Raw genomic sequence first — 12502 nt, 5'->3', positions numbered from 1 at the left:
GGCATGTAAGTGCCGCGAAAGCGCCTCCCCGCATGCTCGTTTCACGACTTCACCGCGCCGCATGGCGCGCAACCGCATTGAAAGGAGTGACCCATGAACGCACAACGGCACACTGCAAGCGCCGACTGGGCTATCGAGGCGCACGGTCTCGTCAAGACGTTCGGCGACAACCGCGCGGTCGACGGGGTCGACCTGCTCGTACGACCGGGCACCGTCTACGGCGTGCTCGGGCCGAACGGCGCGGGCAAGACCACCACCATCAGCATGCTCGCCACACTGCTCAAGCCCGACGCCGGCAACGCGACGGTCTTCGGGCACGACGTCATGAAGGAGGCGCAGATCGTGCGCCAGCTCATCGGCGTGACCGGCCAGTACGCCTCCGTCGACGAGACCCTCTCGGCCACCGAGAACCTCGTCATCTTCTCGCGCCTGCTCGGCCTCGGCCGCAAGGAGTCGAGGACGAAGGCGGCCGAACTGCTCGAGCGGTTCGGGCTGACGGATGCCGCCAAGCGGCCGCTCAAGAAGTTCTCCGGCGGTATGCGCCGCCGGTTGGACCTGGCGGCGTCGCTCATCGCGCAGCCGCCGCTGATCTTCCTCGACGAGCCCACGACCGGTCTCGATCCGCGCACCCGGGGCCAGATGTGGGACACCATCCGCGAGCTGGTAGCGACCGGGTCCACTGTGCTGCTCACGACGCAGTACCTGGACGAGGCCGATCAGCTGGCCGACCGCATCGCCGTGATCGACCGCGGGCGCGTGGTCGCGGAGGGCACCGCCGACGAGCTGAAGGCATCCGTCGGCACGTCCTCTCTGCAGCTTCGCATCGAAGACCCGGCCGACATCGACGACGCCCTCACCGCGATCGAGCGGGTGCTCGGCGTTCGCGGCACGCTGTCGCCCGAAGCGGCGCGGATCACGGCCCCCATGGCGGATGCCGACCGCGTCACCGACCTGCTCGTCACGCTGCGCGAGGCGGGCATCCACCTCACCGAGCTGAGCGTTCAGAAGCCCAGCCTCGACGAGGTCTTCCTTACCATCACCGGCCACGACGCGGCCGACCAGAACGCCTCCGCGCCTGAAGGCGGCGCTGGAGAGAAGGAGAAGGTGAACGCATGAGCACCATCGCGCCTCCCGCGGGACGCATCGTCCCGCCGTCCGAACGCCGGCTCAAGAACCACACCAGCCTGAGCGAGACGCTTCGCAACTCGTTCACGATGGCCTATCGCGGGCTGATCAAGATCCGCAGAACGCCTGAGCAGCTCATCGACGTGACGATCCAGCCGATCATCTTCACGCTGATGTTCGCCTACCTCTTCGGCGGTGCCATCGCGGGCAACGTGCAGAGCTATCTGCCGCTGCTGATTCCGGGCATCCTCGTGCAGACCGTCATCACGACCTCGGTCGTCACCGGCGTGCAGCTGCGCGAAGACATGGACAAGGGTGTGTTCGACCGGTTCCGCTCGTTGCCGATCGCGCGCATCGCCCCGCTCTCCGGTGCGTTGCTCGCGGATACCGTGCGCTATGCGATCGCCACGACGATCACGTTCGTGGTGGGCTACCTGATCGGGTATCACCCGGCCGGGGGCTTCGGCAACGTGGTTCTCGCCGGCCTTCTCGTCATCGCGTGCTCGTGGGCGATCAGCTGGATCTTCGCGTTCTTCGGCGTGATCGCGCGCACGGCATCCAGCGTGCAGGGCATCTCGATGCTCGTGCTGTTCCCGCTGACGTTCCTCTCCAACGCCTACGTGCCGGTGAAGAGCCTGCCCCAGGTGCTGCAGTGGTTCGTGAACGTCAACCCGATCTCGCACCTCGTCACCGCAGTGCGAGACCTGGCGAACAGTGGCACCGTCGGCGCCGACCTGTGGATCTCGCTTCTCGGCGCCGCCGTGATCGTGGCGATCTTCGCCCCGCTCACCGTGCGCGCCTACATGCGCAAGGCGTAGAACGGAAGCGTGGAGGAGCAATCCATGAGCGCCTCTGAGCCGGCCGGCCGGATCGCGCGACTCGTGCGCGAACCGGCCGGCCGGCCGAGCCAGCGCGCAGTGGCTTTCTGGGCATGGAACGCCGTGGTCGGCTGGTGCGTCTTCGTCGGCCTTCAGCTCTTCTGGATGCTGTTCGCGGATGCCTGGACCAGCCCCCTGCACCTCGCCGGCCTCGCGGTCACCGCGGTGGTGGCGATAGTGCACGTATCGATCATGCCGAGGTGGCGCTACAGGGTGCACCGCTGGGAGATCACCGACGATGCCGTTTTCGTGCGCAGCGGATGGCTGACCCAGGAGACGCGCGTCGCCCCGATCGCGCGCCTGCAGACCGTCGACTCGCGCCGCGGGTTTCTGCACCGCATCTACGGGCTGACCACCGTCACCGTCACGACCGCGTCCTCGGCAGGTGCGCTGAGCATCCACGCGCTCGACGACGCGGTGGCGCGGGACGTGATCGCCACGCTCACCGCCGTCGCGCAGCAGACTCCGGGGGATGCGACGTGACAGACGTCGAAGCTGCTCCGGCAGCCGATGCGGACTCCGACCCGACGCCATGGCGCCGCCTGAACCCGCGCATGCTGCTCGTGCACCCGGTGCGCGAGCTCATCAGGTACCTCCCGGTGCTGTTGCTGGCCGTCGTCGCCGGCTCCGTCGGAGGGGAGCCGTGGTGGACGTACGTGCTGTCCGGCCTCGGCATCGTGATCGGCATCCTGCGCTGGGTGACGACGAGCTATCGCATCACACCCACGCACGTGCAGGTGCGCCGCGGGTTCCTGAACCGCAGGATGCTCTCGGTGCCGCGAGAGCGCATCCGCTCGGTCGACGTCGATGCCACCCTGCTGCACCGCCTCGTCGGGCTCGCCGTGGTGAAGGTCGGCACGAGCGCCTCGCACGGGCAGGACGGCCTGGACTTCGACGGCATCGCGGCCGTGGACGTCGCCGGACTGCGTTCGGAGCTGCTGCACGGCGTCGTAGTTCCACCGATTGCGCCGAGTGCACGACCCGGCACCTCTTCGAGTGCCGCACCTCATGACCTGCCCGGGGCAGACTCAGGCGCCGCAATGGCGGATGCCGAGACGTCAGGCCGCGATTTCAGCGGCTGGAAGTGGTCATGGGCGCGGTTCGCACCGTTCACGCTCACCGGTGTCGGCGCGCTCTTCGCCGCCGCGTTCTTCGCGCTGCAGCTTCAGTTCTTCGACGGTGGGCTGCTCGTGCGACTGCCCGTCGTGCGAGCAGGCATCGACGCGGCCAGGCGCATCCCGCCAGTGGAGCTCACGATCGGTGCCGCGTTCGTGCTCGTCGTGGCGGCCTCGGTCATCGCGCTCGTGCGCTACGTGCTCGTCTACAGCGGCTTCGCCATCTGGCGGACGGATGCCACCACTCTGCACGTGCGTCACGGTCTGCTGAGCACGCGGCAGGTCACACTCGACGAGCGGCGTCTGCGTGGCATCAGCCTGGGCGAGCCGCTGTCGCTGAGGGCTGTGGGCGGGGCATCCGTGCACGCGATCATGACCGGACTGGGCCGGGATCGGGCAGGCCTCATGGTGGTCGAGCCCGCAGGACCGCGTGGGGACGGAATGCGCGTCGCGGCGGCCGTGCTCGGCCCGCTCGACGGCGACGCCGACCCGCTCACCTGCGAGCTGCAGAAGCACGGGGTGCGTGCGCACCGGCGGCGGTACACGCGGGCGGCGGCTGGTGTCGCGGTGATTGCGGCGATGGTCCTCGTGGCTCAGCTGCTCGGATACCTCTCGCCCGCAACGTGGTACGTGTTCGCGGGTATCGTGCCGGCAGCGGCGCTTCTCGCCGAGGACCGCTGGCGCGGACTCGGCCACGTTCTGCTGCGCTCGCGGCTGGTCACCCGGCATGGCTCGCTGGCACGCAAACGAACCGTGCTCGACACGGCCGGCATCATCGGCTTCACGGTGCGACGCTCGTTCTTTCAGCGGCGGGCAGGACTGGCGACGCTGATCGCCACGACGGCCGCCGGCCGGCATCGGTACTCGATCCCCGACGTGCCGGTCGCAGAGGCGTGGCGCATCGCCGACGAGGTGCTGGTGCGCACACCGCAAGCGACGGCCGAATCCGCTATCGCCTCGAGCAGACGCTAGACGAACAGCGGTCGCATCGAACGCACCACCTCGGTCAGGCGGGCGGTGCGCTCGTCGAGCGTCAGGGCATCCACCTGCCGGATCGCGGCGTCGACGTCGAGCTCCGGATGCCGGCTCCGCACGTCGTCCAACGCCCGCTCGGGATCGATGGACGGAAAATCGCGCCGAGCGCTGATGCCCCGGGCGAGGGCGAGAAGCTCGAGTCCGGTCGCCCGCCAGTGACGGGCGCCCGGCTCCTCGTCCGGGGTCGCGAGCAGCCAGACGGCAAGGCCGACCGCCGCCACGCCGGTGATCGGGACGTCGATCATGCCGGACCGCACACGATCATCGCGCCGCATGCGACTGCGGATGCGGCGGGCCACCAACCGGGTGCGCGGGTCGTCGACGCCACCGCACCGCACCGACGCCACGAGGTATCCGGCCGCGGCACCGTAGTACCAGGGTGCGAGACCAGCGGGCGGATCGCCCCACATGCGCTCCGCAACGTCGTACAGCCGGCGCGACTCCGCCAGGTCGCCCTCGGCTGAGGCGACCTCGGCAAGGCCTGCGAATCCGATCGCCTTCAAGTCGTTCCAGTCGAAGCTGTCCTGGTCGCCTTGCAGCCGCGAGAGCTGCTCGAACACGGGCCGCGCGTCCTCGGGTCGTCCCAGCACCACCTCGTTCGCGGCCACCAGCCAGTCGAGCTGGCGGAGGTCCTCTCCGGCGTTCAGCTGCTCCAGGTTGGCGCGCGCCAGCTTCGCCCATGCGAGCACCTCGGTCGGGGCGCCGCGCTCGCTGTGCAACTGGGAGAGGTTGTGCGCGGCCATGCCGAGGGTCCAGACATCCTTCGTGAGCTGCGCCTTCCCGTACGCCTGCTCGCAGGCCGCGATGGCTGCGTCGAGCCGGCCGGAATTCTCCATCAGCTGCGAACGGATGATGAGACCGAAGGAGGCGACAGCCGGATCGTCGTCCGTGCACAGCCGCGTCACGACGTCCATCGCCTGGCGGAGGTCGGGCATCACCAGCAGCAGGCTGAGCATCGCGTTCAGCTGCGGGTCGCGCGCGGGCCCTCTGGCGTGCAGTTTGCGAACCCGGACGATCGAGCGGATGCCCTGCCGCACGTCCGAGACGAGCGAGGTCGCGCCGATCATGCCGAGCGAGACCATGGTCGCGTCGCGGTGGGTCTCGTCCGGGTCGTAGCGGCGCAGCGTCTGCAGCACCTGTGGCGCGAGACCCATCACCTCGCCGTGCGCACCGCGCAGCGTCCAGTGCATTCCGAGCGCCGCGAACACACTGCTTGCCGTCGCCGGATCGCGCACCGTGATCGCATCGCGCAGCGCAGCGACCAGGTTGTCCTGTTCCTCCTCGACGCGATGGAACGTCTCCACCTGCTTCTCGCCGTATGTCGTGTCGAGAGCGGTGAGTGCGAAATCGCCGGCCCAGGAACGGATGATCGCGGCCACGTCATTCACTTCGCCTGCCTCCTGCAGCCGCTGGTCACCGAATTCGCGCACCGTCTCGAGCATGCGATAGCGCACCCGCCCGGTGTGCGGGCTCTCGACGGCGGAGAGCAGGGACTGGTTGACGAGGCCCTCCAGGTCCGCGTCCACATCATCGAGCGATCCGCACACGGCGGCAGCGGCATCCGCTGAAAACCCGTCGACGAACAGCGACAGGCGACGCAGCGCGAACTGCTCCGAGGTGTGCAACAGGTTCCAGCTCCAGTCGATCACCTTCAGCAGCGTGCGGTGGCGCTCGGGCGCTGCCCGGTCGCCGCCGCGCAACAGCGCGAACCGGTTGCCGATGCGGCGCTCGATCTCGTCGACCGACATCGAGCGCACCCGCGCCGCCGCGAGCTCGATGGCCAGAGGAAGCCCGTCGAGCTTCTCGCACAGCCGCTCGATGATCTCCACCGGCAGAACGACGGAGGGTCGTGCAGCCCGCGCTCGCTCGATGAACAGCGCGACGGCGGGTCCCGGTCGTACTCCGTCGTCGTCTGAGGTCGCGGGCAGGGGCTCGAGCTGATACACCTGCTCGGCCGCGATCATGAGGGGCGCGCGGCTGGTGGCGAGCACGCGCACGCCGCGTGTCGACGCCAGGATGTCCGCGATCCACTCCGCGGCCGCGTCGATGAGGTGCTCGCAGTTGTCCATCACGAGCAGCGTCGGCCGCTCGCCCAGCGCGCCGAGGATGCGAGCGCGAACATCCACCCGTACAACCGGATCGCTCAGCGTGAGACGTGTACCGGTGTACTCGCGGATGCCGAGGGTCGACGCCAGCGCGAGCGGCACGTCGTCACCGGTGCGCACGCTGGCCAGCTCGACGACGGCGACCCCGGGCATCCGCTCGCCGCTGCCGACACCGTCGGCCGCCCTTGCCGCCAGAGCCTGCGCGAGCCGGGTCTTGCCGAGGCCGCCCGCTCCCAGGATCGTGGTCAGCCGTGCGGAAGTCATCAGCTCCTCGACCGCCGCGATGTCATCGTCACGTCCCACCAGCTCGTTCGGTGGAACACGGATGCCCGCCCGCATCGTACGTGCAGGTTCCGCCTTCGCCTGCGGCGCTCGGAGCAACTCGGCGTTGAAGGCCACGAGTTCGGCCGATGGATCGGTGCCGAGCTCGTCGCGTAGGCGCTCACGGAACTCGCCGAACTCGCGGATCGCGTCGTTCGTCCGTCCGCCCGCCGCGATGGCCTTCAGCCGCAGCAGCTCGACCGTCTCGTCCAGCGGGGCCGCCTCGGCGAGCGCAGCGAGATCCGCGAGCGCACCGTGGGCATCGCCGGTCTCTGCGCGGGCGGTGGCTCTCATCAGCGTCAGGTCTCGATGCAGCGCGGCGGCGACGGACGCGAGCCGATCGCCCAGTTCCGTCTGGCCGAGATCGGCGCCCGGTTCGCCTCGCCACAGCCGCAGCCCTTCGGATGCCCGCGCCTCCGCGTCGCGCCAGTCGCCCCGGTCGATCGCACCGCGCGCGTCATCCCTGGCCCGCGTCGCCTCGGCGAGGTCGGTCTGATGCGGCTCGCCGCTGCCGCCGAGTGCGTACCCGCCGGGCGTGGAGACGATGAGACCATCGGCGGCGACGGATCGCACCCGCGACACGAGCGTCTGCAACGCCGCTTTCTCATTGCGCGGCGGGTCGTCCTGCCAGAGGTCGTCGGCGATGCCGCGCACCGAGAGCGAACCGCGGGCGAGCACCAGTGCGACGACCAGCGCCTTCGCTGTCGCGCCGCCCGGCTCCACGCTGTCGCCCGACGAGGATTCCACCAGCACAGGACCGAGTACGGCGACCCGGCAGGTCGCGCGGCTCGGCAGGCTCATTGTGCCGAGTCTAGAGGCGATTGAGGGGAGAGCCGCGAACTCGCTCGCGGGGCCGACCCGATTGAGCCTCTGAGGGCACGAACGCGTTCGCAACGCGCCCTCGCACTCGAGAAGTCGAAAAATGCTGGAGTCGCTTCCGATGGCCGCACCCTTTGACGTTTCGATGTGCCCGAGAAGACCGGGACTGTGCACGGTGCGGTCAGGATGGGGCCATGGACTGGTACGACTTCTACACCGCGCAGGCCGGCCGTGCGGTGCGCCCCACGTTCACCGCAGCGATGGATGCCTGGCGTGAAGCACGAGGTTGGGTGGCGGGCGACGCCATCGACCTCGGCTGCGGCGACGGCGTCGAGTCGAGGACGCTCGTCAGGCGCGGATGGCGCGTGCTCGCGCTCGACTCCGACCCGGGCGTCGTCGAGCGGGTCACGGCGGGCGTGCCGGAGGGGGAGCTCGAGCGACTGACGGTGTGGCGCGCATCCTTCGAGGAGCTCGACGGTGGCGGGCTTCCGGCCGCAGACCTCGTCTACGCGGGATTCGCGCTGCCGTTCTGCTCCGGCGACGTGTTCGCGCGGCTGTGGTCGGGCATCCGCTCGTCGCTGCGTTCCGGCGGCCTCTTCGCCGGTGAACTGTTCGGGCCGCACGACAACTTCGCTCAGTGGCCGGATGTCACCACGCACGATCGCGTCGACGTCGAGCGTCTGCTCGACGGGCTCGACGTGCTCCTGCTGCAGGAGGACGACCGCGACGGTGCATCGTTCGCCGGCCCGAAGCACTGGCACGTGTTCCACATCGTGGCGCGGGCCTGATGAGCGGCTAAGTTCGAGGGATGCCCGTTCCCACCGACTGGATCGAACACCGCCGCCACGACCGCGAACTCGTGGGATGGATCCGTCCTGCGCGGGACGACGAAGGCGATGGCGACTTCGTCGTCGTCGACCTCTTGGGACGCGAGCGAACGGATGCCGTCGACTGGCTGACCGCGGAGGAGTCGCTGGACGAGCTCGGAATCGGTTACCTCGCCGACCCCTACGAGCTGCTGCTCGACGACGGCCGGTGGCTGCGGGTGCGCATTACCGAGGTATCGACAGACGAGATCCGGGTCAAGCGCGACGACTGGGGCGCGATCGACATTCCGCTGCTCGAGTACACCGTGCCGTTCCCGATGCCGAACACGTTGCGCACGGTCGATCCGGCTGCGCCGGCCGAGCCGCTCTGGAGCTAGCGCGCCGCCAGCCGGCGGTGGGAATTGCTAATCTTACTCTCGAGAGTTTGTTCGATATACGTGTGAATCGCTCCAGGTATTGGGTCTTTCCGTCCCCAATCATGCGGATCGAACACTTATCCCAACCTCGATACTTTGTTCGATTAATGCGGTAGGATGGCAGCATGGCATTCCACCTCACGCGGCTCCCCGAGATGACCGCGATGGTGTGCGCCATCCTGGAGAAACCCGCTCCCGACGACACCGGCGACGATGCTGCATCGAACTCGCCATCGCTGATCGAAACTCTGCACCACCTGGCTGATGCAGAGTTGGAAGCTCTGCTGTCGCGAGCCGCTTCTGGTCGGGCGGAGTTCGACCGGGTGATCACGGTCGCTGCCGGGGAAGCGGCGAAACGCTCCGAGCGTGCCCTCGGGCACGGTGGACTGGCGCAACGTCGTGGTCACCGCACCGTGATCCAACTCGTGCAGTCTCTCACCGGGGAATCCAAGGGCGAAGCGGCCCGGCAGGTGAAAGTCGGCGAACTGATCGGTGAAACGGACGCCGCGCAACGCACCATCACCGGCACCGGCACGGACAACCCCGGCGGCACCATCACCGGCAGAGGCGCCGAGGATGCTGTTGACCCCGGCATCGACCCCAGTGAGCCCACCCAGGGCGACGAGAACACTTCAGTATCGGGCGACGAGCCACCTGCTCCCGAACCGACGGTGCCGTGGCAGTACCCGGTGACAGCGGCGATCATGACCGGGACCCTCTCCACAGAGAACGGTCACGTGATCGTACGGATCCTGGAGACCGTGTCCGATACCTGCAGTGTGGAGGTGCGTCGTGCGGCGGCGACCGAACTCGTCGACTACGCCATCGGGCAGCAGGGTGAGAGTGCGGCCCTGCATGAGGACCTGTTGCGGCGTGCCCGGCAGGTGCGGGACCAGATCGACCCGGACGGCATCGCTGAGCGGTACACGGCCCGGTACGAGCGCCGCTCCCTGAAGACCTGGCACGACCGGGACGGGACGTTGAACCTGCACGCGGTCTGCGACGACGAATCCGGTGTGTTCCTCACCCAGTTGTTCGACCTCGCCCTCAGCCCCCGGCGTGGCGGACCCCGCTTCACCGCCAACGACGATGTGGTGTGGGCGCAACGCCTGCTGGAAGACCCACGCAGCAACGAACAACTCGCCTTCGACACCCTCCTCACCGTGCTCCGCGACGGCGCCGCCTGCGATGCCAGCACCACCTTCCGTGGTGACCGGCCCGCTGTGCGCGTCATCACCGTGATCGACGCCATCAACACCAACGACACCGGCACCGCCGACACCGAGCGCGGCGATGACACGAAGCGCGGAGGCGACCCAGAGCGTGGTGACGACCCGGAGCGCGGTGACCGTGAGGCCACGGCGATCCCGGCAGGGCAACTCGAAGGATCCGCGTTCACCATCCCGCACGGTGCGGTGGAAGCAGCCATCTGCACCGACGGGGTCGTACCCATCACCGTCGACAGGTCAGGACGTGCGCTGAACCTCGGTCGAACCCGCAGACTCTTCAGTCCGGCCCAACGGATCGTGCTGCGCGCCCGGGACGGTGGATGCCTCTGGCCCGGCTGCGACCGACCGCCCTGGCAAACCGAAGCCCACCACATCAACGAGTACGACGCCGAACATGGCAGAACCGACATCGCCGACGGCGTCAGTCTCTGCAAATTCCACCACCTGAACCTGCACAACAACCACTGGCACGTCCGACGCCGAGGCACCCAGTACGTACTCATACCGCCGCGCGGCACCGGGCTGGCACCGATACCCCTGCACCCGAAGAGCAGCACCTGGGAACAGGTACAACAGTGCACCGGATAAACACACCGCCGGTGGGGACTGCCTGGAGAGCGCCGTGTCGCGTTCGGCCTGTGCCGAGATGGCCGCGGAGGACCCGACCGCGGTAAGGCGGGTGGGTGCGCGTTCTAGCCGGGGCGGAATCGCGAGCGACGCGGAGACACAGGCCTCAGCGCGCCGTCTTGCGCGCCGAGATGACCCCGGTGTCGAAGCCGAAGAGGTACAGGTTCCCGTTGAAGCGGGCGTGCTCGATCTTGATGCAGCGGTCCATGACGACCGTGAGGCCCTTCTCCTCGCCGTAGCGGGCGGCATCCTCGTTCCAGATGCCCAGCTGCACCCACACGGTGGGCGAGCCGACCGCGACGACCTCGTCGATCACCGAGGGGATGTCGGAGGGCTTGCGGAAGACATCCACGATGTCGGGAACCTCGGGCAGGTCCGCGAGCGACTTGTACACCGGCTGGCCGAGGATGGTGTCGGCGTTCGGATTCACGAAGTACACCCGGTAGTCGCTGGACTGCAGCAGGTAGGTGCCGACGAAGTAGCTCGCGCGCGACGGGTTCGACGACGCGCCGACGATCGCCACCGACTTCGCCCGCTGAAGGATGCCCAACCGCTGCTTCGCGTCAGGGCCCACCCAGGTGCGCTGCGATCGCAGGAGTCGCGCGAGCGGCGAATCGGCGGGCAGCTCGCAGCTCAAGCCGTTCGGAAGCTGGGTGACCGTCGTGTCCGTCGCAGTGCTCATCGCTTGCCCTCCAGCGCCCTGGTGAGCGCCTGGTCCAGATCGTAGATGATGTCGTCCGGGTCTTCGATGCCGACGCTTATCCGCACGAGTCCAGGCAGCACTCCCGCGTCGTGCAGCTGCTGCTCGGTCAGCTGGGCGTGCGTCGTGGATGCCGGATGGATGACCAGCGTCTTCGCGTCCCCGATGTTCGCCAGGTGGCTGGCGAGGTCAACCGACTCGATGAAGCCCTGCCCCACCTCCCGGCCGCCCTTCACGACGAAGCTGAACACGCTTCCCGGCCCCTCGGGCAGGTACTTCTTCGCGCGTTCGTGGTGCGGGTGGGACTCGAGGCCCGCCCAGTACACGTGCTCGATGCGCGGATCGGCATCCAGCCATTCCGCGACGGCACGCGCACCCGCAATGTGCGCACGCATGCGCAGCGGCAGCGTCTCGACGCCCTGTGCGAGCAGGAACGCGGCGAACGGGTCCAGTGCCGGCCCGATGTCGCGCAGCTGCTCCGCACGCAGCCTGGTGAGGAACGCATACTCGCCGAAGTTGCCGTTCCACTGCAGGTTGCCGTACGTGTGCACGGGCTCGCTGAACAGCGGAAAGCGCGGGTTGTGCCAGTCGAACCGGCCGGACTCGATCACGACGCCGCCGAGCGTGGTGCCGTGGCCGCCGAGGAACTTGGTCGCCGAGTGCGTGACGATGTCGGCACCCCACTCGATCGGCCGGTTCAGGTACGGGGTCGCGATCGTCGAATCGACGACCAGCGGCACTCCTGCGGCATGCGCAACCTCGGCGAGGCCCTCGAGGTCGGCGATCGCGCCCGAGGGATTCGCGATGGTCTCGGCGAACACGAGCTTGGTCTTGTCCGTGATCGCGGCGGCGTAGTCGGCGGGGTCGTCGCTGTCGACGAAGATGGTCTCGACACCGAACCGGCGCAGCGTCACGTCGAGCTGAGTGACCGATCCGCCGTACAGGCTCGCGGATGCCACGACCTGGTCGCCCGCGCCGGCCAGGCTTGCGAAGGTGATGTACTGCGCGCTGAGGCCGGATGCCGTGGCGACGGCGCCGAGCCCGCCTTCGAGGCTGGCGATGCGCTCTTCGAATGACGCGACCGTCGGGTTGTTGAGGCGCGAGTAGATGTTGCCGTACTTCTGCAGTGCGAACCGCGCGGCGGCATCCGCCGAGTCGTCGAAGACGAACGCTGTCGTCTGGTAGATGGGGAGCGCACGGGCGCCGGTCACGGGATCGGGGATATTGCCGGCATGGATCGCACGCGTGCGAAAGCCGAATTCGCGGTCTGCCACCCCGCTACCGTAACGGAGCTTCGCACAGCCG

Annotated in this window: 10 protein-coding genes; 7 read left to right on the top strand and 3 right to left on the bottom strand. The window is 68.6% G+C overall.

The window, feature by feature from the left end; translation table 11 throughout:
• Positions 1-93 precede the first annotated feature (93 nt).
• Genes ACYVI5_RS12185 through ACYVI5_RS12170 form a run of 4 tightly spaced genes read left to right on the top strand, consistent with a single transcriptional unit; the run spans position 94 to position 4090 of the window.
• A complete protein-coding gene (locus ACYVI5_RS12185; RefSeq protein WP_460580394.1) occupies positions 94-1116 on the top strand; it encodes a DrrA family ABC transporter ATP-binding protein in 1023 nt (340 codons plus the stop codon).
• A complete protein-coding gene (locus tag ACYVI5_RS12180) occupies positions 1113-1943 on the top strand; it encodes an ABC transporter permease (protein WP_460580393.1) in 831 nt (276 codons plus the stop codon). The genes ACYVI5_RS12185 and ACYVI5_RS12180 overlap by 4 nt, the downstream gene beginning before the upstream one ends.
• Before the next feature lie 24 nt (positions 1944-1967).
• On the top strand, positions 1968-2486 hold the full coding sequence (locus tag ACYVI5_RS12175; RefSeq protein ID WP_460580392.1) for a PH domain-containing protein: 519 nt from the start codon (positions 1968-1970) through the stop codon (positions 2484-2486).
• Positions 2483-4090 carry a PH domain-containing protein gene (locus tag ACYVI5_RS12170; RefSeq protein ID WP_460580391.1) on the top strand — a complete coding sequence of 536 codons (1608 nt, stop codon included), beginning with the start codon at positions 2483-2485 and terminating at the stop codon, positions 4088-4090. The genes ACYVI5_RS12175 and ACYVI5_RS12170 overlap by 4 nt, the downstream gene beginning before the upstream one ends.
• On the opposite strand, the gene ACYVI5_RS12165 is transcribed toward ACYVI5_RS12170, so the two are convergent.
• Complete coding sequence (locus ACYVI5_RS12165) at positions 4087-7380, bottom strand: ATP-binding protein (protein WP_460580390.1); 3294 nt, start codon at positions 7378-7380, stop codon at positions 4087-4089. The two genes, ACYVI5_RS12170 and ACYVI5_RS12165, sit on opposite strands and share 4 nt — an antisense overlap.
• Positions 7381-7592: 212 nt before the next feature.
• Here ACYVI5_RS12165 and ACYVI5_RS12160 point away from each other — a divergent pair, with 212 nt between their 5' ends.
• The 3 genes from ACYVI5_RS12160 to ACYVI5_RS12150 all read left to right on the top strand — a co-directional run bounded on the left by ACYVI5_RS12160 (position 7593) and on the right by ACYVI5_RS12150 (position 10458).
• Entirely contained in the window at positions 7593-8186 is a 594-nt protein-coding gene (locus ACYVI5_RS12160; RefSeq protein ID WP_460580389.1) for a class I SAM-dependent methyltransferase, read from the top strand.
• A gap of 20 nt (positions 8187-8206) precedes the next feature.
• Complete coding sequence (locus ACYVI5_RS12155; RefSeq protein ID WP_460580388.1) at positions 8207-8602, top strand: hypothetical protein; 396 nt, start codon at positions 8207-8209, stop codon at positions 8600-8602.
• Between the two features lie 164 nt (positions 8603-8766).
• Entirely contained in the window at positions 8767-10458 is a 1692-nt protein-coding gene (locus tag ACYVI5_RS12150) for an HNH endonuclease signature motif containing protein (RefSeq protein WP_460580387.1), read from the top strand.
• Positions 10459-10603: 145 nt separating this feature from the next.
• On the opposite strand, the gene ACYVI5_RS12145 is transcribed toward ACYVI5_RS12150, so the two are convergent.
• Together ACYVI5_RS12145 and ACYVI5_RS12140 are read right to left on the bottom strand one after the other, a co-directional pair.
• Positions 10604-11179 carry a CoA-binding protein gene (locus ACYVI5_RS12145; protein WP_460580386.1) on the bottom strand — a complete coding sequence of 192 codons (576 nt, stop codon included), beginning with the start codon at positions 11177-11179 and terminating at the stop codon, positions 10604-10606.
• Positions 11176-12471 (bottom strand): O-acetylhomoserine aminocarboxypropyltransferase/cysteine synthase family protein, encoded by a 1296-nt coding sequence (locus tag ACYVI5_RS12140; RefSeq protein WP_460580385.1) that lies wholly within the window; start codon positions 12469-12471, stop codon positions 11176-11178. Before ACYVI5_RS12140 ends, ACYVI5_RS12145 begins: the two co-directional genes overlap by 4 nt.
• Positions 12472-12502 lie beyond the last annotated feature (31 nt).

The organism is Humibacter ginsengisoli (genome assembly GCF_054780095.1).
This window is presented reverse-complemented; position numbering and strand designations above follow the sequence as displayed.